General features: G+C 71.5%; 20 protein-coding genes. 12 read left to right on the forward strand and 8 right to left on the reverse strand.

Going from position 1 to position 20,204, the window contains the following annotated elements:
* Positions 1–51 precede the first annotated feature (51 nt).
* The 3 genes from EKO23_RS18000 to EKO23_RS18010 are packed head-to-tail and all read left to right on the forward strand — an operon-like array spanning position 52 to position 2,262.
* Positions 52–615 (forward strand): TetR/AcrR family transcriptional regulator, encoded by a 564-nt coding sequence (locus EKO23_RS18000; RefSeq protein WP_217702686.1) that lies wholly within the window; start codon positions 52–54, stop codon positions 613–615.
* Between the two features lie 45 nt (positions 616–660).
* Positions 661–1,671, forward strand: a complete 1,011-nt coding sequence (locus EKO23_RS18005; RefSeq protein WP_134719514.1) for an aldo/keto reductase — start codon at positions 661–663, stop codon at positions 1,669–1,671.
* Positions 1,672–1,680: 9 nt separating this feature from the next.
* The gene (locus EKO23_RS18010) at positions 1,681–2,262 is read left to right on the forward strand and encodes a TetR/AcrR family transcriptional regulator (RefSeq protein WP_134719515.1); all 582 of its coding nucleotides are present in this window, start codon (positions 1,681–1,683) and stop codon (positions 2,260–2,262) included.
* A gap of 106 nt (positions 2,263–2,368) precedes the next feature.
* On the opposite strand, the gene EKO23_RS18015 is transcribed toward EKO23_RS18010, so the two are convergent.
* Together EKO23_RS18015 and EKO23_RS18020 are read right to left on the reverse strand one after the other, a co-directional pair.
* Complete coding sequence (locus EKO23_RS18015; RefSeq protein ID WP_134719516.1) at positions 2,369–3,451, reverse strand: inositol-3-phosphate synthase; 1,083 nt, start codon at positions 3,449–3,451, stop codon at positions 2,369–2,371.
* A gap of 52 nt (positions 3,452–3,503) precedes the next feature.
* Positions 3,504–4,133 (reverse strand): PadR family transcriptional regulator, encoded by a 630-nt coding sequence (locus EKO23_RS18020; RefSeq protein WP_134719517.1) that lies wholly within the window; start codon positions 4,131–4,133, stop codon positions 3,504–3,506.
* A gap of 260 nt (positions 4,134–4,393) precedes the next feature.
* Here EKO23_RS18020 and EKO23_RS18025 point away from each other — a divergent pair, with 260 nt between their 5' ends.
* Together EKO23_RS18025 and EKO23_RS18030 are read left to right on the forward strand one after the other, a co-directional pair.
* The gene (locus tag EKO23_RS18025; protein WP_246051167.1) at positions 4,394–6,745 is read left to right on the forward strand and encodes a transglycosylase domain-containing protein; all 2,352 of its coding nucleotides are present in this window, start codon (positions 4,394–4,396) and stop codon (positions 6,743–6,745) included.
* Positions 6,738–8,165 carry a glycosyltransferase family 87 protein gene (locus EKO23_RS18030; RefSeq protein WP_167880544.1) on the forward strand — a complete coding sequence of 476 codons (1,428 nt, stop codon included), beginning with the start codon at positions 6,738–6,740 and terminating at the stop codon, positions 8,163–8,165. Before EKO23_RS18025 ends, EKO23_RS18030 begins: the two co-directional genes overlap by 8 nt.
* A 40-nt stretch (positions 8,166–8,205) precedes the next feature.
* Here the strand turns inward: EKO23_RS18030 and EKO23_RS18035 are convergent, their stop codons facing one another.
* Together EKO23_RS18035 and EKO23_RS18040 are read right to left on the reverse strand one after the other, a co-directional pair.
* Positions 8,206–9,255, reverse strand: coding sequence for an alanine racemase (locus tag EKO23_RS18035; protein WP_134719518.1), 1,050 nt, complete (start codon positions 9,253–9,255; stop codon positions 8,206–8,208).
* Positions 9,252–10,391, reverse strand: coding sequence for a lipid II:glycine glycyltransferase FemX (locus EKO23_RS18040; RefSeq protein WP_134719519.1), 1,140 nt, complete (start codon positions 10,389–10,391; stop codon positions 9,252–9,254). Before EKO23_RS18040 ends, EKO23_RS18035 begins: the two co-directional genes overlap by 4 nt.
* A 113-nt stretch (positions 10,392–10,504) precedes the next feature.
* On the opposite strand from EKO23_RS18040, the gene EKO23_RS18045 reads away from it, so the two are divergent.
* Entirely contained in the window at positions 10,505–10,810 is a 306-nt protein-coding gene (locus EKO23_RS18045) for a hypothetical protein (protein ID WP_134719520.1), read from the forward strand.
* Here the strand turns inward: EKO23_RS18045 and EKO23_RS18050 are convergent.
* On the reverse strand, positions 10,807–11,601 hold the full coding sequence (locus EKO23_RS18050) for a deoxyribonuclease IV (RefSeq protein WP_134719521.1): 795 nt from the start codon (positions 11,599–11,601) through the stop codon (positions 10,807–10,809). The two genes, EKO23_RS18045 and EKO23_RS18050, sit on opposite strands and share 4 nt — an antisense overlap.
* Before the next feature lie 357 nt (positions 11,602–11,958).
* Positions 11,959–13,338: a threonine dehydratase gene (locus EKO23_RS18055; RefSeq protein WP_246051168.1), complete on the reverse strand. Its 1,380-nt coding sequence runs from the start codon at positions 13,336–13,338 to the stop codon at positions 11,959–11,961.
* A gap of 99 nt (positions 13,339–13,437) precedes the next feature.
* Between EKO23_RS18055 and EKO23_RS18060 the strand changes: the two genes are divergently transcribed.
* Positions 13,438–14,709, forward strand: a complete 1,272-nt coding sequence (locus EKO23_RS18060) for a hypothetical protein (RefSeq protein ID WP_134719522.1) — start codon at positions 13,438–13,440, stop codon at positions 14,707–14,709.
* Positions 14,710–14,727: 18 nt separating this feature from the next.
* Here EKO23_RS18060 and EKO23_RS25910 read toward each other — a convergent pair whose 3' ends face one another.
* Complete coding sequence (locus tag EKO23_RS25910) at positions 14,728–16,068, reverse strand: serine/threonine-protein kinase (protein ID WP_217702687.1); 1,341 nt, start codon at positions 16,066–16,068, stop codon at positions 14,728–14,730.
* A 193-nt stretch (positions 16,069–16,261) separates the two neighbouring features.
* On the opposite strand from EKO23_RS25910, the gene rpsF reads away from it, so the two are divergent.
* From rpsF to EKO23_RS18090, 5 genes are all read left to right on the forward strand, one after another.
* On the forward strand, positions 16,262–16,549 hold the full coding sequence (gene rpsF, locus EKO23_RS18070; RefSeq protein WP_134719523.1) for a 30S ribosomal protein S6: 288 nt from the start codon (positions 16,262–16,264) through the stop codon (positions 16,547–16,549).
* 114 nt (positions 16,550–16,663) lie between these two features.
* A complete protein-coding gene (locus tag EKO23_RS18075) occupies positions 16,664–17,221 on the forward strand; it encodes a single-stranded DNA-binding protein (protein WP_134719524.1) in 558 nt (185 codons plus the stop codon).
* 67 nt (positions 17,222–17,288) lie between these two features.
* Positions 17,289–17,525 carry a 30S ribosomal protein S18 gene (rpsR, locus tag EKO23_RS18080; RefSeq protein WP_008355445.1) on the forward strand — a complete coding sequence of 79 codons (237 nt, stop codon included), beginning with the start codon at positions 17,289–17,291 and terminating at the stop codon, positions 17,523–17,525.
* A gap of 15 nt (positions 17,526–17,540) precedes the next feature.
* Entirely contained in the window at positions 17,541–17,987 is a 447-nt protein-coding gene (gene rplI, locus EKO23_RS18085) for a 50S ribosomal protein L9 (protein ID WP_134719525.1), read from the forward strand.
* Between the two features lie 162 nt (positions 17,988–18,149).
* Positions 18,150–19,574 carry a phospholipase D-like domain-containing protein gene (locus EKO23_RS18090; RefSeq protein ID WP_167880545.1) on the forward strand — a complete coding sequence of 475 codons (1,425 nt, stop codon included), beginning with the start codon at positions 18,150–18,152 and terminating at the stop codon, positions 19,572–19,574.
* Positions 19,575–19,621: 47 nt separating this feature from the next.
* Here EKO23_RS18090 and EKO23_RS18095 read toward each other — a convergent pair whose 3' ends face one another.
* On the reverse strand, positions 19,622–20,173 hold the full coding sequence (locus tag EKO23_RS18095; RefSeq protein ID WP_134719527.1) for a hypothetical protein: 552 nt from the start codon (positions 20,171–20,173) through the stop codon (positions 19,622–19,624).
* Between the last annotated feature and the right edge of the window lie 31 nt (positions 20,174–20,204).

The following is a 20,204-nucleotide window of genomic DNA, read 5'->3' on the forward strand; positions in this document are numbered from 1 at the left end:
TCTGTTCGTTCGAATGGACGTTAGCAGACAGACTTGTCTACCATCAATCCCGTGGCCCCACCGTCGGCGCGTCAGCGCATCCTCGACACCGCGTTCCGCCTGTTCTACGCGCGCGGTCTCCGAGCCGTCGGCGTGGACACGATCATCGCCGAGTCAGGTGTGGCCAAGGCGACGTTCTACAAGCACTTCCCGGCCAAGGACGACCTCGTGCTCGCCTACCTCGCGCGGGTGGACGGGATCTGGAGCGGCCAGCTCCACGACGCCGCGACCGCAGCCGGCCCCGAGCCGCGCGCGCAGCTGGTCGGCCTCTTCGACGCCCTCGGTACGGCCTGCCGGCGGGACGGCTACCGCGGCTGCGCGTTCATCAACGCGGCCGCCGAGGCCGTGCCCGGCACCCCGGTGCACGAGGCGACCGTGGCGCACAAGCACGCGGTCCTGCAGTGGGTGCGCGACCTGGCCGCCGAGGCCGGGTCCGGGGACCCGGACGGCCTGGCCCGCTCGCTGACCCTGCTTCTGGACGGTGGCCTGGCCGCCGGTGCCCTCGATGCGGACCCCGCTGCCGCGACCCGGGCACGGGAGGCGGCCGAGGTGGTCGTGGCGGCAGCCCTCAACTGACTGACAAAGTTTGAAATCTGTCAGTCCACGGTTCATGCTGGTGGCATGACCACGCAGATGACTGACCTGACCACGCGCCGTCTCGGCGCCACCGGCCCCTCCGTCTCCGGGATCGGCCTGGGCCTCATGGGGATGTCCGACCTCTACGGCCCGGCCGACGAGGCCGAGAGCCTGGCGACCATCCGGGCGGCGCTGGACGCCGGCGTCACGCTCCTGGACACCGGCGACTTCTACGGGATGGGCCACAACGAGATGCTCCTGCGGGATGCCCTGCTCGGGCGCCGGCGCGAGGACGCCGTGATCAGCGTCAAGTTCGGCGCCCTCCGGGGGCCCGACAACGCCTGGGGTGGCCTGGACACCCGACCGGCAGCGATCAAGAACTTCGTCAGCTACTCCCTCCGGCGTCTGGGGACCGACCACATCGACATCTACCGACCGGCGCGGCTGGACCCGACCGTCCCCGTCGAGGAGACGGTGGGAGCGATCGCCGAGCTGATCGAGGCCGGCTGGGTGCGGCACCTTGGACTGTCGGAGGTGGGTGCGGACACGCTGCGGCGGGCGCACGCCGTGCATCCGGTGGCCGACCTGCAGATCGAGTACTCCCTGATCTCCCGGGGGATCGAGGCGGAGATCCTGCCGGCCGCGCGGGAGCTCGGGGTCGGCATCACGGCGTACGGCGTCCTGTCGCGGGGCCTGCTCTCGGGCCACTGGACGGCCGACCGTGACGTGCAGGACTTCCGGGCCCACCTGCCCCGCTTCCGTGGCGATAACCTCGACGCGAACCTCCGGCTCGTCGAGGCCCTCCGCGAGGTCGCCGACTCCCGGGGCGCCACCGTCGCCCAGGTCGCCGTCGCGTGGGTGGGCTCGCGGGGCGAGGACGTCGTACCGCTGGTCGGCGCCCGCACGCGCACCCGGCTCGACGAGTCCCTCGGTGCCCTCGGGCTGGAGCTGACCCGGGACGACCTGGCCGCGATCGAGGCCGCGGTGCCGGCCGGCTCCGTCGCCGGGACCCGCTACGACGCGGCGCAGATGTCGATGCTCGACAGCGAGAAGTAGGTTGCGGACATGCCCGAGCCGCTGACCGCCGACAGCATCCTCGACACCGCCGAGGAGGTGCTGCGCCGCTACGGCCCCGCCAAGACGACGGTGGTCGACGTGGCCCGCGCCCTCGCGGTCAGCCACGGGTCGGTGTACCGACACTTCCCGAGCAAGGCCGCCCTCCGGGACGCGGTGACGCAGCGCTGGCTGGACCGGGTGTCCGCGCCCCTGGCGGACGTGGTCGCCGGGGACGGTCCGGCCGCGGAGCGACTCCGTTCCTGGGTAGGCCTGCTCGCGGCCACCAAGCAGGGGATCGCCCGGGAGGACCCCGAGCTGTTCGCGACGTTCCGGCAGGTCACCAGCGAGGCCGGGGAGGTGGTGGACGCGCACGTCGCCCACCTCGCTGCGCAGCTGGCCCGGATCGTCGAGGCCGGCCGGGACGACGGGGAGTTCGCGGTCGCCGACCCGGCGGTCGCCGGGCTGGCGGTGCTGCAGGCCACTGCGCTCTTCCACCATCCCGCCCACGCCGACGAGTGGGGTTCCGCCGGGCTGGGCGACCAGCTCGACGCCGTGCTCGACCTGGTCCTGGACGGCCTCCGCGTCCGCTGACGCTGCGAGCGGGCAGGGAAAACTGCCCACCGAACGACGAACCGCCGGCCCCTGAGGGGACCGGCGGTTCGCGGGTTCGGTCACGGCACGGGTGCCGCGGCGGGGGTCACTCCCCGGCGATGAACTTCTCGAGCTCGGCGCGACCGATGTCGTCCGGGCGCTGCACCGGCGGGGACTTCATCAGGTAGGTCGAGGCCGGGTTGACCGGGCCACCGAGGCCCCGGTCGAGGGCGATCTTCGCGGCGCGGACGGCGTCGATGATGATGCCGGCGCTGTTCGGGGAGTCCCACACCTCGAGCTTGTACTCGAGGTTCAGCGGGACGTCGCCGAAGGCACGACCCTCGAGGCGGACGTAGGCCCACTTGCGGTCGTCGAGCCACTGGACGTAGTCGGACGGGCCGATGTGCACGTTCTTGTCCTCGACCTTGCCGGCCAGCGGGCCCTCGAGGTTGGAGGTGACGGCCTGGGTCTTGGAGACCTTCTTGGACTCCAGGCGCTCGCGCTCGAGCATGTTCTTGAAGTCCATGTTGCCGCCGACGTTGAGCTGGTAGGTGCGGTCGAGCACCACGCCACGGTCCTCGAACAGCTTGGCCATCACGCGGTGCGTGATGGTCGCGCCGACCTGGGACTTGATGTCGTCGCCGACGATCGGGACACCGGCGTCCTCGAACTTCTTCGCCCACTCCGGGTCGGAGGCGATGAAGACGGGGAGCGCGTTGACGAAGCCGACGCCCGCGTCGATGGCGCACTGGGCGTAGAACTTGTCGGCCTCCTCGGAGCCCACCGGGAGGTAGGACACGAGGACGTCGGCCTCCGCGTCCTTGAGCGCCTGGACCACGTCGACCGGCTCGGCGGCGGACTCCTCGATGGTCATCCGGTAGTACTTGCCGAGTCCGTCCAGCGTCGGACCGCGCTGCACCTCCACGCCGAGCGTAGGGACGTCGCAGATCTTGATGGTGTTGTTCTCGGAGGCGTTGATCGCCTCGGAGAGGTCCTTGCCGACCTTCTTGTCGTCGACGTCGAACGCGGCGACGAACGTGACGTCGGAGACGTGGTACTCGCCGAAGGTGACGTGCATGAGACCGGGGACGGAGCCCGACGGGTCAGCGTCCTTGTAGTACTCCACGCCCTGGATCAGGGAGGTGGCGCAGTTGCCGACTCCCACGATTGCTACGCGTACCGAACCCATTCGGATTTCCTTCTTCCCTACTCGACTGGTCTTCGAGGTCTGTTGGTTGTGGTCAGGTGACCGGTTGGTCAGGCTGGCCGGATGGTGAGGTGGACTGCGGGGCGGCCGGCGCCGTTGCCTCCTGCGCCGGTGCCTCGACGGGCTGCTGCTGCCGCTCGGCGTTGATGAGGTCGGAGAGCCACCGCACCTCACGCTCCACCGACTCGACGCCGTGGCGCTGGAGCTCCGAGGCGTACCGATCCATCTCCTTCTGGGTGAGCGAGAGCTGGGACTGGACCCGCTCGAGACGCTCCTGCAGGCGGGAGCGCCGTCCCTCCAGCACCCGGAGCCGGATCTCCATGTCCGTGCGCCCGAAGAACGCGAACCGGATGTCGAAGTTGTCGTCCTCCCAGGCGGTGGGCCCGACCTCCGACATGAGGCGGACGAACTCGTCCTGGCCGGTCTCGGTGAGCTGGTAGACGATGCGCGGGCGCCGCGTGCTGGCAGCGCCGGGGACCGTCCGCTCCTCGATCCAGCTGGCGCGGAGCATCTTCTTCAGCGCGGGGTAGAGGGACCCGTAGGAGAGCACCCGACCCCAGCCCAGCATCAGGTTGAGCCGCTTGCGCAGCTCATACCCGTGCATGGGTGACTCGTGCAGCAGCCCCAGGACCGCCAGCTCGATCGTCTCTCCGCGCCTCGCCACCAATACATCGTACCGATACATCGCAGCCGAAGAGAAACGGTATTGCCGCGCGTGTTCGCGACCGTGTGTCATCGGTCTCACTCCGGACCGCCGATCGGGCGGTGTTCACGCGTGGGAGCGGGTGGGTACGGCGCAGGTACGGCGCGGCGTCCCGCTCGGGGATGCCCGGGTTCTCGGGGCTCCCCCGTACTCTGCTAGACGCACATCCCGACCCCAACCGTGTCCCGAGCACGGCCGCAGACCCCCCGGAGACGACCCACGTGACTGGAAAGCGCAAGGCCAACGGCGCGCGCAGCTCCGCCACGAACGGCGGAACCAAGGCCGGACAGCCGAACGCCAGCAAGGCCGGCCGCACTCCCGCCGGCAGCGCCGGGAAGGCACCGAAGGGCAAGCACCCACGGCTCCGGAAGACCGCCAAGTGGCTCGGGATCACTGGCCTCGTGATGGCGCTGCTCGCGGTGGCCGGGTTCACCGTGCTCTACCAGGCGATCGACGTACCCAACCCGAACGAGGACTTCGAGACCCAGACCTCGTTCGTGTACTACGCCGACGGCAAGACCCAGCTCGGCCGGTACGCCACCCAGAACCGCGACTCGATCAGCTACGACGAGATGCCGCAGTCCGTGAAGGACGCGGTGGTCGCGGCCGAGAACCGCTCGTTCTGGACCGACCGGGGCCTCGACCCCAAGGGCATCGTCCGCGCGGCGTTCAGCAACGCAAAGGGCAACGCGCAGCAGGGTGCGTCCACGATCACCCAGCAGTACGTCAAGATCCTCTACCTGACCCAGGAGCGCTCCTACAAGCGCAAGATGAAGGAAGCCGTCGTCTCGCTGAAGCTGCAGCGCCAGCAGTCCAAGCAGCAGATTCTCGAGGGCTACCTCAACACCATTTACTTCGGCCGCGGGGCCTACGGGATCGAGGCGGCCGCCCACGCCTACTTCGACAAGCCGGCCAAGGACCTCACCCTGCGCGAGTCGGCGGTCCTGGCCTCGGTCATCAACAACCCGACCCGGTTCGACCCGGCCAACGGCAAGGAGAACAAGGAGGCGCTCCTCGAGCGCTACCAGTACGTCCTGTCCGGCATGGCGTCCATGGGCACCGCCGACGCGGCCAAGGTCGACAAGGCCAGGGAGAAGCTTCCGAAGTTCCCGAAGGTGAAGGCCGAGTCGGCGTACGCCGGCCAGAAGGGTTTCATGCTGGAGATGATCAAGCGCGAGCTGCTGCGCCTGAACTTCACCGAGCAGGAGATCAACGGCGGCGGCCTCCGCGTCTACACCACCTTCAGCCGCAAGGCCATGGACGCCGCGAAGCAGGGCGTCGAGGAGGCCCGGCCGAAGGGCAAGAAGGACCTGCACGTCGCGGTCGCCAGCGTCCAGCCGGGCACCGGGGCGCTGCGCGGGTTCTACGCCGGCCAGGACTACCTCGACTCCCAGCTCAACTGGGCGACCGCGGGTGGCTCGCCGGGCTCGTCGTTCAAGCCGTTCGCCCTCGCGGCCGGCATCGACGCCGGGTACTCCCTCAAGGACACCTTCGAGGGCAACTCGCCGTACGAGTACCCGAACGGCGACCGGGTCCGCAACGAGGGCTCCGGCCCGGACGGCCTCGGCAACGACTACGGCGACAAGATCAACATGATCAAGGCCACCGAGGAGTCGGTGAACACGGCGTTCGCCGACCTGACCGAGTCCATCCCGGACGGCCCGGACAAGATCCTCGACATGGCCAACAAGCTCGGCATCCCGCGCTGGGACAAGAGCAGGACCGGCATGGACCACCTGCGCACCTCGCCCGGCCTGCAGCCGATCTCCGGCATCGCACTCGGATCGGCGACCGTGAGCCCGGTCAACATGGCCAACGCCTACGCCACCATCGCGAACGGCGGGAAGTCCGCGCCGGTCTTCATGATCGAGAAGGTCGTCGACGAGAGCGGCGAGACCCGCTACCGCCACAAGGTCAGCAACGACCGGGCCCTCGACGAGGACAAGGCCGCCGACGTTTCCTACGCCATGCAGCAGGTGGTGCAGAACGGCACCGGCGCCAACGCCCAGGCGCTCGGCCGACCGGCCGCCGGCAAGACCGGCACCGCCACCAACGCCGACGACCACGTGTCCTCGTCCTGGTTCGTGGGCTACACCCCGCAGATGTCGACCGCGGTGATGTACGTCAAGGGCAGCGGCAACGAGAGCCTCGAGGGCTACCTCGAGCCGTTCTACGGCGCCACCTACCCGACCATGACGTGGACCGCGGTGATGAAGCGGCTGATGGACGGCCTGCCGGTGGAGGAGTTCCCGCCGCCGGCGTACGTCGACGGGGACGCGCCCGAGGAGGGCCACCTGCCGTACACTCCGCCGCCGAAGCCGACCAAGAAGCCGAAGCCGACCAAGACGACCGAGACGCCGTCCGAGTCGCCGACGAAGACGCCCGGTCCGCCGACCGACAAGCCGAGCAACACGCCCGGCCCGCCGACGTCGACCTGTGGTGTCCTCGACCCGAACTGCGACAGCCAGAACCCGTCGCCGACCGACAGCCCGACCAACGGCAACGGCAACGGCGGCGGTGGCGGCGGTGGCGGAGCAGCCGCCTCCCGCGAGCAGTACGCCTATCGTGAGTGAGCCCGGCGGGTACGCCGCCCGGGCCCACCCCACCCTCGAGGACCCGGTCGCGGCCGCGCTCAGCGAAGCGGTCGGCGGCCCTCTCGGGGAGCGATCCGCACCCCACCGCTGGTGGACCCCGGTGCGGGTGGTGCTCGCCCTCACCGCCGTCTGCTTCGCGCTCGGCCTGCTCCAGAAGGCGCCCTGCTACCAGGACACCTGGCTCGACGGGGACGCCCGCTACACGCAGATGTGCTACTCCGACCTGCCCTACCTCTACGTCGGGCGGGGTTTCGCCGAGCTGAGCTGGCCGTACGACGACGACCCCGAGACCCGCGCCCGGTACGACGTCATGGAGTACCCGGTCGGGATCTCGTACTTCGCCTGGGGGGCCGCCTGGCTGACCCACTGGGTCACCGGCTCACCCGACGTCGACCCGCGTGCCTCCGTGCCGGTCGGCGACCTCTACTCCGACCAGCAGGTCCTGCGTGAGGTGCGCACGTACGTCGCGGTGAGCGCGGTGCTGCTCGGAGCGGCCGCGATCGCGACGGCGTGGTTCCTGGCGCGTACCCACCGCAACCGTCCGTGGGACGCCGCCCTGTTCGCGCTCTCACCCGCGCTCCTGCTCACCGGGATCGTGAACTGGGACCTGCTCGCGGTGGTCCTGGTCGCCGCCGCGCTCTGGGCATGGTCCCGCGACCGGCCGGTGCTCACCGGTGTGCTCATCGGGCTGGGCACCGCGACCAAGCTCTATCCCCTGTTCCTCCTCGGCGGGGTGCTGGTGATCTGCCTGCGCCGCCGCGACCTGCTCTCGCTGCTGAAGGTGAGCGTCTCGGCCCTCGGTGCCTGGGTCGTGGCCAACGCGCCGGCGTACCTCTCGGGCCGCGACGAGTGGAGGGTCTTCTGGTCCTTCAACTCCGACCGCGGCGCGGACCTCGGCAGCGTGTGGCTGGTCGCGCAGCAGGCCGGCCACACGATCTCCCACGAGACCATCAACACCACCTCCTGGCTCTTCTTCGGCGTCTGGTGCGTCGCGGTGTTCGTGATCGGGATGATGGCCCCCGACCCGCCGCGGCTGGCCCAGCTCGGCTTCCTCGTCGTCGCCGGCTTCCTGCTGGTGAACAAGGTCTACTCGCCGCAGTACGTCCTCTGGCTGCTGCCGCTGGCGGTGCTGGCCCGGCCGCGCTGGCGCGACCTGCTGATCTGGCAGGCCGGCGAGGTGCTCTACTTCGCGATGGTCTGGTGGTACCTCGGCGGCCACCTCCAGCCGGGTGCCGGCGACCGACCCGGCTTCTACTGGCTCGCGATCATCGTCCGGGTCGCCTGCGAGCTCTGGCTGGTCGCGGTGGTGACCCGCGACGTGCTGCGCCCGCTGCACGACCCGGTCGACCGGGATCCAGACGTCGACCCGGCACATCTTGTGCCGGCTCGGCGGGTCTGATCGGGGGTGACCCGGCACATCTTGTGCCGGGTCACCGTTCTCAGCTGATGTCGATGCGGTCGAACGCGGTGGCGGTGTAGCGCACCCGCACGTCGACCTCGTCGCCGACCTCCGGGACCGGCGCCCCGTGCGGGAGGAACAGCATGCTGGCCTGCATGTGCGGTGGCTCTGCGAACAGGCGCTGCTTGCCGCCGATGCTGTACGGCGAGCGCACGAAGCCGGCGGCGTCGAGACCGCCGCGGGCGACCGTCGCCGCCCGCTCCTTGAGGCTGCTGCCGCCCGTCGGCGACTCGAGGCCGATGCCGTGGGCGGTGCCGCCGCTCACGACGAGGATGGTGCCCGGCCGCGGCGCGTGCCGGCCGCGGTAGCCGAACACGTCGCCGCGCTCGACCGGGTGCACGTCGAGGACCGTCGCCCGGACCTTCAGGGCGCCGCGGTCGCCGAGCCACAGGCCGGTGCCCACCCGGGGCCGGATCGTGTAGTCCGGCCAGCTTCCCGCCAGCGTCGCCAGCTCGGTGTCGGTGAGGTGGCTGACCCAGACCGTGTGCGTGTCCAGGCCCGAGGCGACGACGTCGTTCATGAGCCGGGTGACCTCGGTGAGGTGCGAGCTGCCGGCCATCGGCAGGTGCAGGGCGACGCCCTCGAGGCGTACGTCGCCGTGCCCGGCGATGATCTCGGCCGCCTCGCGCAGACCGGCGGCGGACAGGCCGTGGCGCAGCATCGAGGTCTCCCGCTCGAGCACGATCCGGGCGTCCGGCTCCCACGCGAGCAGGGCGGTCAGGTCCTCGATCCGGCCGACCGTGTGCACCACCCGCGGGGCGATCCCGCCGGGCACCTCGTTGTCGAAGGGGCGCCAGGGCGTCAGCACGAGCATCGAGCCGGGGAAGTGGTCGGCGACCTGGGCCAGCTCGGCGTACGTGCCGACGGCGAGGGTGTCGACCCCGAGCCAGGCCGCGATCTGGGCCAGGCGCGAGTTGCCGAGGCCGTAGCCGTTGCCCTTGGCCACCGGGACCAGGTCGGGGTGGCGGGCCAGGGTCGTGCGCAGGTGCGTCCGGAAGCGGTCGCCGTCGACGTACAGGGTGAGGCTCATCGGCGGCTCATGTAGAGGTCGAACGCGGTGTAGATCGCGCGGTTGATCGGGAGGTCCCACTCGCCGGCGTACTCGACGGCCTCGCCGCCAGTGCCGACCTTGAACTGGATCAGCCCGACGTGACTGTCGTCGGCGTCCAGGGTGTCGGTGATGCCGCGCAGGTCGTAGACGTCGGCACCGGCCGCGAGCGCGTCGCGGACCATCGCCCACTGGACTGCGTTGGAGCCGCGGACCTCCCGCTTGTCCGTGGATGACGCGCCGTAGGAGTACCACGCGTGGCCGCCGACGCGGATCGCGATCGTGGACGCCACCAGGTCACCCTCGTGCCGGGCCAGCCAGAGCGTGATCCGGTCCGGCTCCTCCGCGGACAGCGCCTCGACCATGGTGCGGAAGTAGCCCAGCGGCCGTGGCGTGAAGCCGTCCCGCTCGGCGGTGTGGACGTAGAGGTCGTGGAAGAGCTTGAGGTCGTCGGCCGAGCCCTTGGTGACCTCGACACCGGCCTTGTCGGCCTTCTTGATGTTGCGCCGCCACAGCTGGTTCATCCCCTTGAGCACCTCGTCCTCGGTGCGGGCGCTGCCGTCGTCGTGGCGGAGCGGGATCACGAAGTTGTACTGCGGCTGGCCGGCCGCGAAGCCGCCCTCGACCGCCTGCGGCTTCCAGCCCAGCTCGTGCAGCGTGGAGACCACGCGGGCACCGGCGACGCTGCGCTCCTCCGGGGCCACCTGCCCGAGCCGCTGCACCTCGTCGCTCGCGATGCCCTCCTTCACCTGGGCCGCGGTCCACCGCCGGGTGACCACCGGCGGTCCCATGCGGACGCCGAAGGCGCCCTTGCCCTTGAGGTGCGCGACCATCGGCCGCAGCCAGGCGGCGAGGTCGGCGTCGTCCCAGTCGATGACCGGGCCCTCGGGCAGGTAGGCGAGGTAGCGGCGCACCTTCGGCAGCTGGCGGTAGAGCACCAGTCCCACGCCGACCAGGTCACCGGCGCCGTCGTGCCAGCCGATCGACTCGCTGCGCCACTCCGACTTCACCCGTCCCCAGGCCGGGGTCTGCAGGAAGCTCGCCGACCGCCGGGTGCGCACGAACTCCAGGTGCTGCTCGGGCGTGATCGTGCGGACGGTGAGGGAGGAAGGGGACACGCGACGAGGCTACCGAAGGGCCGACGTATCAGCCGCAGGGTGGGCGCGCTCCTCGTGGGTGGACGGGTTCCACGTCGCCAGCGACGTCCCCGCCCACCGTCGAGAGGATCGTCATGCACCACACCGTCAGCCACCCCCGCACGGGCAGCCTGGTCCGGGTCGAACGGGGAGACACCTTCGAGGTCCTGCTGCGCCAGCGCTCCGAGCGCCACGGCTGGCGGGTCGCCATGGCGCCGTACGGCACCGACCTTCTGACGGACCAGCCCCGGGCCGGTACCTCGGGGGTGGACGCCACCCGGCGCCTGATGTTCCGCGCGATGCGCGGTGGCGGGGGCATCCTCCGACTCGAGCGCACGCTCCCGTCGGCGGACGACGAGGGCGCGGAGTACGTCGACCTCGTGGTGGCGATCGGTCGCTAGACCCGCTCGCGCAGCCAGGCGAAGTCGGCGGTGTGCTCCTCGGCGCCGCCCGGCGTCTCGCAGACGACCGGCGCGCCTGCGTCACGGACCACGGCCGCGAGCAGGTCGGGGTCGATCCGGCCGGCCCCGAAGTTCGCGTGCCGGTCGGCACCGGAGTCGAAGTCGTCACGGCTGTCGTTGGCGTGCACCAGGTCGATCCGGCCGGTGATCTTGCGGACGTCCTCGACGATCGTCTCCAGCGGGTTGCCGCCGGCGTGCGCGTGGCAGGTGTCGAGGCAGAGGCCGACCAGGTCTGCCTGCTCGCACCCGGAGATCGCGTCCCACACCCCGGCGATCCGGTCGAGGTAGCGGGTCATCGCGTTGGTGCCGCCGGCGGTGTTCTCGATCAGCAGCGGGATCTTGAGGTCGGTCGCCTCGATCGCCTTGCGCCAGTTGTCGAAGCCCTTGGCCGGGTCGTCCTCGTCCGTCACGTGCCCGCCGTGCACGATCAGCCCTTGCGCGCCGATCGACGCGGCCGCGTCCATGTGCTGCTGGAGCAGCTTGCGGCTCGGAATCCGCTGGCGGTTGTTCGTGGTCGCCACGTTGATGAGGTACGGCGCGTGGACGTAGAGCGTCACCCCGGCCGCCTCCGCGTCCTCCCGGAGCTTCTCCGGGCCGCCCTCGTAGGAGAAGACCGGCCCCTTGTAGCTCTGGGGGTTGCCCAGGAAGAACTGCACCAGGTCCGTCCCGCGGGCGCGGGCCTCGGCGATCGGGTCGGTCTGGTCGACGTGCGCGCCGATGCGGATGCTCATGCTCCTCATCCTAGGAGCGCCCGCCGACACCGCGGACAGGCCACGTCCTTGGCGCCGGACCGCCTGGTCTTGTGGGTCGAGCAGCCAGGTCTTGCGCCGGGGCCGCGCTCCGCGCGACCGGTCAGGCAGCCTCCGCGCCGCCTCCGGAGGCCCGCTCGTCGCACCCACCCGTTCGCTCGTTCCTCGCTCACGGAGGCCAGACCCATCCATGCTCCTCACGGGCCTCCTCCGGCGTCGCTCCGGCCGGGAGGACCGCTCGCGCTCCGCGCGGTCACGCGCAAGACCTGGCCGGTGGGGGCGCCGTTCGCGGCAGCTCGGCCGCGCGTGGCCTGCCGGCGGGGCCGGGGGCGCTTCGGCTCAGATGTCGTGGAGGGCTTGCCGGAGGAGGGGGAAGTCGCAGTTGCCGCCGGTCATCACGACGGCGACCTTCGTGCCGGCGACCCGGTCGCGGTCGGCGAGGAGCCCGGCGAGCGCGATGGCGCCGGCGGGCTCGGGGAGGTTGTGGGTGGTGCGGTAGAGCAGGGCGAGGGCCTCGAGGGACTGCTCGTCGGAGACCTCGACGATGCGGGAGGCGCCGCGGCGGATCATCGCGACCGCGAGCGGGTCGGGGGTCCGGGTGGCGACGCCGTCGACGAGGGTGTCGACGGACTCGGTGGTGACCACCTCGCCGCGCTCGAACGACCGCGCGTACGCCGGGGCCCCGACCGCGGTCACGCCCACCACCTCGGTGCGCAGCCCGAGGAAGTCGCGCACGACGATGTTGGCGCAGATGCCCGACCCCATGCCGACCGGCACGTAGACCACGTCGAGGTCGCGGACGCGGTCGTGCAGCTCCATGGCGTACGTCGCGACCCCCTCCACCAGCCACGGATGGAACGACGGCACCTGCAGCAGACCGCGCTCGGCCGCGAGGTCCGCGGCGTGCTCGGTCGCCGCCTGGAAGTCGCTCCCGTGCACGACGAGCTCGGCGCCGAAGCCCTCCATCGCCGCGTTCTTGTCGGGGCTGTTGCCCTCGGGGACCACGATCGTGACCGGCAGCCCGCCGCGCGCCCCGGCGTACGCGATGCTCTGGCCGTGGTTGCCGCGGGTCGCGGACACCAGCCCGGCAGGGCTGACGCCGCTGACCCGCAGCCGCTCGACGAAGTTCAGCCCACCGCGCACCTTGAAGGCGCCGGTCGGGGTGTGGTTCTCGTGCTTGACCCAGGTCTCGGTGCCGGTGGCGCGCTCCAGCAGCGGCCAGCGGTACGCCGGCGTGGGCGGCACGTGCCGCGCCACGACGCTGCGGGCGTACCCCACCGAGGACGTCGTGACGGTGTCCTCCCCGGCCTCGGGCAGCACCGGTACCCGCCGGGTGACCGGGGGAGCCGCGGCGACCGCGTGGGCGACCGCGGTGTCGCTGCTCGGACGCGCCGGTGTCGCCGAGGCCCGGATCTGGGCGACCGCGAGGGGGATGTCGTCGCGGCTCGCCTCGCCGCTGAGCAGCTGGTCGGTGAGCTCCCGCAACAGGCCGAGCCGGGCGATCGCGATCGGGTTGCCGATCCGCACCCGCTCCCCGGTGACCAGCTGCCGGAGCATCGGCACCGACAGCCCGGTGACGTCGGCGAGCTGGGTCGGCCCGAGGCCGAGCAGCCCCTCGCAGCGGCGGGCGAGCGCGTCGACGGACTCGCCGTACAGCTCGACCTGCTGGCGACGCCGTTCGGCCAGGGCGGGGTCGCCACCGTCGGTCCGGCCGTCCATCGCATCCCCCTGCCGCAGGTCGTCACCCGTCGCGCGCCAGCGTAGCGACCGGGCGGCGTCCCGGGGTTTCGGTCGGCGCGCGCGGGAAAGGGTGACGCCATGACCAGCCACCGCCGGGCGGCGCTGCCTGCCGCCGCGACCCTGGCCACCGCCTGCCTGCTGACCCCGCTGATGACGCCCGCCCTGGCCGTCCAGGCCGCGGCCGACGAGGAGGTCACGTTCGGCACGTCCGAGGAGGCCGCCCCGACCGTCGGCCCCGGCCGCTACACCTTCCCGATGCCGGGCGCCGGCACCGACTTCTACCTCACCGTCGAGCGCACCGTCCCCCGCTCCACGCTTTGGGTCGCCGAGACCCTGGTCAGCAGCACGAACCACAACGGCTACGGCTACTTCGACCCGAGCGGGGCGGATTCGAAGAACCGCTGCGGCGAGGAGTCCGACACGTTCGAGGGCGACGACTACGTGGGTCACCGGTTCATGACCGGCATCACCGGGATCGGCCGCGGCCCGTGCCTGAAGGAGGACGCGGTCACCTTCGAGTACCGCGCCTACGAGAGCAGCGACGGCTCCTACCCCGCGGGCGAGAAGGCGCAGCTCGCGGTGTGGGAGGAGCCGCCGGTCGAGGACGCCAGCCTGCTGCCGCCGCCGAGCACCACCACCACGTGGGACGGCGCGGTCCAGCCAGCCAAGGGCGACGCCGAGCTCGGCACGTCGTACGCCGACGCGCCGGAGCTCACCCAGGGCCGCTGGAGCGTCCACGTCGACCCGGGTGTGCCCGCCCTGTTCGCGGTCCCGCTGGACTGGGGCCAGCACCTGGAGCTGCAGCTGAAGTACACCGGCGCGGAGTGGAAGGAGTACGTCCCGGTCGAGCCGGTCCTGCTCACCCCGCTCGGCGGCGAGGCCGACTGGGCCAGGACCGAGGGGGACGGCCCGACCTTCCCCGACGCGAACCTGAAGTACCCCTCGATGGACGGCGGCGTGGTCTCGCCGACCATCACCTGGCGCAACCGCGAGAAGCCGACGGCGAACCCTGCGGCCTTCGCCGGCACCTACTACGTCCTGCTCCGCATGGGCACCAAGGACGCTCCCGCCAAGGGCGCCGACGTGACCGTCGGCGTCAACGTGGTGACCGACAGGGCCGCCGACGCGCCGTACGCCGAGGACGCCCCGGCGCTGCCGGACATCAGCGGCAAGACCTCGGCCGGCGAGGGGAAGGAGTACTCGGGGGACGGGGGCGGTGGCACCGAGGAGGCGTCGGGCCCGGAGTCGGAGCCGACCCCGTGGGGCGCGGTGACCGCCCTGTTCGGCGGCTCGGCCGTGATGGCCGCGGCGGGTGCCTTCTCGCTGGGGCGCTACCGCAGGGGCCTGTGAGGCCGCGAGTCCCGCGGGTCAGCCGAGGATCAGCCAGAGCGCGGCGCCGGCGAGGCCGACCGCGACCGCGAAGCACAGGATCGCCACCCACAGCATGCCCTTCGCGGGTGCCGTCGACTGGCCCTGGTGGGCGCCGGGGCTGAGGAACGCGGTTGCGGCAGCCCCCGACGCCCCGGACTGCGGGTGCGACGGGGGAGGCGACGCCGGCCCCGACGGCGTACCGGACGGCCCGGGGCCCGAGGGCGGCCCGGAGTGCGGGTACGACGGAGGGCCGGAGTGCGGGTACGACGGGGGGCCGGACTGCGGTGCGTGCCGGGCCGGCGCCCCCCACGGCGACAGGTGCACCGGCGGCGGACCGCCGGACGGACCCGATCCCCCGGACGGCTGGCTGCCGGGCGGGTTGCTGCCGGGAGGGGCCGTCGGGCCCGACCCCGTCCCCGGACCCAGGGCCGGGGCCATCGGCTGGCCGGGGACGGACGGGTAGCTGCCCGGACCGGGGTACGGCGCGTGCGAGCCGGGCGGGAACGTCAGCGGCGGCACGTCGGTGAGCTGGTCGAACACCTCGGGCGGCTCGGGGTCCTGCTGCCAGGGCGCGCCCGCCGGGACGCCGATGCCACGCAGCACCTGGAGCGCGGCCGACGCCGACGCGGGGCGCTTCTCGGAGTCGGCCTGGGTGAGCGCCTCGAGCAGGGGCCTCAGCCGCCCCTCGGGGACGCCGTCCTGGCGGCGCGGGCCGAGCCCGGTGAGCATCTGCACGCCGACCACGCCGAGCGCGTAGAGGTCCTGGCGCGGCTCGGGTGCGGCACCGTGCGCCTGCTCCGGGGCCATGTAGCCGTCGGTGCCGATCGCTCCCGGGAACCGGGTGAGCCGGACCTCGTCGATCAGGGCGGCGACCCCGAAGTCGCCGAGCCGGACGTGCGGGCGGCGGGTGCCGGTCGGCTCGAGGAGCAGGTTGGCGGGCTTGACGTCACGGTGGACGACGCCGGCGTCGTGCACGGCCTCGAGCGCCTGGAGGGTCTGGTCGAGCACCACGGCGACGTAGCTCTCGGGGAGCGCTCCGTGGTCGCCGAGCAGGGTCTGGACGGAACCACCCCGGACCAGGTCCATCGTGAAGACCACGAGGTCGTCCTCGGCCGCCCAGCCGCTGGGGGCCACGACGTGCGGGTGCTGGATGCGGACCGACTGCTCGCGGACGAAGCGCAGCAGCATGCCGGAGTCGTGCTGGCCGAGCACCTTGGTGGCGACGAAGGTCTGCGTGCGGAGGTCCCAGGCGCGCCACACCGACCCCATGCCTCCGGAGCCGATCTGGTCGATCAGCACGTAGCGTCCGGCGAGCGGCGGGTTCCCCGTTCCAGTCATGACGGCAGGCACCCTACCCACTGCGAACCCGCTCAACCCCGGCGATTTCCTGGGGTCCCCGACGCGCTGATAGCCTGCACTGTCTCGTTCGCGCCCGCGTCCCCGACGGACGTCCCGGCCGGCGAGCACGACGCACAGCCCTCCTGCCACGGAGAGACCGTGGCCGCCGAGTCCAGAGGAGGTGGAGACCGCTATGCGTGCCTATGAAGTGATGGTCATCCTCGACCCCAACCTCGAAGAGCGCACGATCGAGCCCTCGCTCGACAAGTACCTCAACGTCATCCGCAAGGATGGTGGCTCCGTCGAGAACGTCGACGTCTGGGGACGTCGCCGCCTCGCCTACGAGGTCAAGAAGAACGCCGAAGGCATCTACGCCGTCATCTCGCTGAACGCCGAGCCGGACACGGTCAAGGAGTTCGACCGCCAGCTCACGCTCAACGAGTCCGTCCTTCGCACGAAGGTCCTGCGCGCCCAGGCGTGACCGACGCCGTACGCCGGCACCCGGTGGACGCGCCTGTGAGCGGGTCCTTCCGAATGTCGGTGGCGCCGGACACCATGTGTCGCACCACAACAACGTCCATCCAGGGAGACCCTTATGGCAGGCGAGACCGTCATCACGGTGGTCGGCAACCTCGTCGACGACCCGGAGCTGCGCTTCACCCCGTCGGGTGCGGCCGTGGCCAACTTCCGGCTCGCGTCGACGCCGCGGACCTTCGACCGGCAGACCAACGAGTGGAAGGACGGCGACGCGCTGTTCCTCACCTGCTCGGTCTGGCGCCAGGCCGCGGAGAACGTCGCCGAGTCCCTCCAGCGCGGCATGCGTGTCGTGGTGCAGGGCCGTCTGAAGTCCCGCCAGTACGAAACCCGTGAGGGCGAGAAGCGCACGGTCTTCGAGATCGACGTCGACGAGGTCGGCCCCTCCCTGAAGTACGCCACCGCCAAGGTCACCCGCACCACCCGCTCCGGCGGGGGCGGCGGGTTCTCCGGCGGCGGCCAGGGCGGCGGCGACAACGACCCGTGGGCGACCCCGGCGCAGCAGGGTGGCCAGCAGTCCGGCGGCTACTCCGGTGGCCAGCAGGGCGGCGGCCAGTCCGCTCCGGCGAACGACCCGTGGGGCGCTCCGGGCGTCAGCTCCGAAGAGCCCCCGTTCTGAGAAACACCCGTCCGAAACCAGCCCACCATTCCGGCGTACGCCGGGCTTCACGAAAGGAAGCACCACAATGGCCAAGGCAGTGATTCGCAAGCCGAAGAAGAAGGTTTGCCAGTTCTGCAAGGAGAAGGCGACCGGCGTCGACTACAAGGACGCCACCCTGCTCCGCAAGTTCATCTCGGACCGCGGCAAGATCCGCGCCCGTCGGGTGACCGGCAACTGCGTCCAGCACCAGCGTGACGTCGCCATCGCGGTCAAGAACGCCCGCGAGGTCGCCCTGCTGCCCTACACGTCCACCGGTCGCTGAGAGGAGTCGGGAACCATGAAGCTCATCCTGACCCAGGAGGTCACCGGTCTCGGTGCTGCCGGCGACGTGGTCGAGGTCAAGGACGGCTACGGCCGCAACTACCTCGTCCCGCGTGGCCTCGGCATCCGCTGGACCCGCGGTGGCGAGAAGACCATCGAGTCGATCAAGGCCGCCCGCGCCTCGCGCGCGGTGCGCGACCACGACCAGGCCGCCGACCTGAAGGCGAAGCTCGAGGGCGCGCCGGTCAACGTCTCGGTCCGTGCCGGTGAGGGCGGTCGCCTGTTCGGCGCCGTCACCGTGTCCGAGATCGCCGGCGCCATCGCCGCGACCTCGGGTGCGCAGGTCGACAAGCGCACGATCGTGGTCGACCACCCGATCAAGTCGCTCGGCGCCCACGAGGTGTCGGTCAAGCTGCACGACGACGTCTCGGCCACCGTGGCCCTCAACGTCGTGGCCGGCTGACCCAGCCTCCACGTCCCACGCGCGGAAGTCCCGCCGGTTTCGAGCCGGCGGGATTTCCGTGCAACCAAAGTGGTCAGTGTTGCGTCTTTGGAAGCAGCGCGACTTACCATGTCGGGAATCCACAGTCCTTTTCGGGGGTTGACTCTCATGTTCCGCAAGGCCGTGGCTGTTGCCACATTCTCCCTCCTCGTGCCGGTCATGGCGGCGGTCGCCGCCCCGACCGTCGCGTCCGTGGCCGCGCCCCGCACGTCCTCCGGCGTCGCACCGCTGTCAGCTCCCGCCCGGACGGCGGACCTGGTGCCGACCGCCGAGTGGCGGAACCATCCGCGCACCTCGCCGGCCAACACCACGCCGGCCTGGGGCCCGTCGTTCAACAACCCGGCCCGTGGGGGCTCGACGGCCGCGCGCCGCAACATCGAGCGCATCTACCGGATGATCCAGTCCACCAAGGGCTACCGCGTGGCTCGGCCGAGCCGGTGCCCCGGGCACGAGCGCAACTGGCCGAACCGGATCCGGATCGCGCTTTACTCCTTCAGCGACAACCGCGTCGCCGACGCCCTGATCCGGGCCCACCGGCGCTGCGTCAGCGTCCAGGTGCTCATGAACGACCACCTGTCCAACCGGGACGTCCCCGCCTTCGGCCGGCTGCAGAACGCGCTCGGCCACGACCGCACCAGGCGGTCGTGGGCGCGTCGCTGCCAGCGGGGCTGCCGCGGCAGCGTCGGTCCGCTGCACACGAAGATGTACCTCTTCAGCAGGACCGGCAAGGCGAACAAGGTCGTCGTCTTCGGCAGCTCGAACATGACCGGCAAGGCGGCCAACGTCCAGTGGAACGACCTGTTCGTCTGGAAGGGCCGGGTCGGTCTCTACGACCAGTTCACGACCATCTTCAAGGAGTCGGCGCGCGACCGCCGGGCGCCGGCGCCGATCGAGCGCAACTACCGCAACGGCGTGCTGAAGACGATGTTCTGGCCCCAGCCGGGCCACACCAAGGCCACCGACCGGGTGCTCAAGGCGCTCCAGGAGGTCCGGTGCGGCATGAGGCCGACCGGGGGCACCGGATACGCCGGCCACACGGCGGTCGCCATCAACATCCACGCGATGGAGGGGGACCGTGGCCTCTACATCGCCCAGTACATCGTGAAGATGAAGAAGGCCGGCTGCCGGGTGCGGGTGCTCTACGGCCTGATCGCCCCGCGCATCCACAGGACCTTCAAGAACGGCGGGGTCCCCACCCGGCGCACGATCTTCGACCGTGACGACAACGGCCTCACCGACATGTACACCCACATGAAGTACGTCGGGATCAACGGCGTCGTCGGCGGCGACCGCAGCGCCCGCGTGATGTACACCGGCTCGGAGAACTTCTCCCAGAAGACGATCGGCGGGGACGAGGTCTGGCAGCGGATCCCGATGACCAAGGCCTGGCGGCCCTACCAGAATCTGTTCGACATGATCTGGAACAGCAACTTCTACTCCAACCCGAAGTACGCCTTCTACCAGCAGAGCAGCACCCCGATCCACGCGCGGATGCAGCAGTACAACCCGGACGCGCTGCTGATCACCGGCGAGGACCTCGAGGAGTGACCCTCTGACGCGTCACGAGCCCCCGGCCGCCGCCCGGCGCCGGGGGCTCAGCGCGTCTCTGGGCCGCTCCCGGGCCGGACGGAGGGGTCGGCGCCGGGGCTGACCCAGTTCTGGGCGTGGGCCGCGAAGAGGTTCCAGACCAGCCAGAGCCACAGGAGCTGGACGGCGAGGGTCGCCCAGGGCAGGAGCTCGTCGGCCCCGCCGGCGAACAGGAGCACCGGGGCGACGGCGAGCGCCGCGCTCGCGGTCGCGATGCCCCGCATCCGGCCGGCGGTGCGCGGGTCCGTGGGGCGGGCCAGACGATGCAGCCCCCGGGCCAGTACGAGGACGAACACCAGGTCGGGCAGGTCGAGCGCCCAGCGCAGCGCCGGCTCGGCGTCTGCCACCCGGTCGTGCACCGCCGGCGGGTAGCCCGCGACCGACACCAGGCCGGCGACCACGGCGGCCGCGCGGGGTGCGCCACGCTCGGTGCCGGGCAGCGCGGCCACGCCCCAGAGCACCAGCAGCCAGCCGAGGGGGTCGGGCAGCAGGTCGTAGCCGCCGACGGTGTCCAGGACGACGACCACGAGTCCCATCGCGATGCGCTGCAGCGGGGTCATGGCTCCTCCTCCCGTTCCCGGCCCGGTCAAT

It is taken from the genome of Nocardioides guangzhouensis (assembly GCF_004519545.1).
GTDB lineage: Bacteria > Actinomycetota > Actinomycetes > Propionibacteriales > Nocardioidaceae > Nocardioides > Nocardioides guangzhouensis.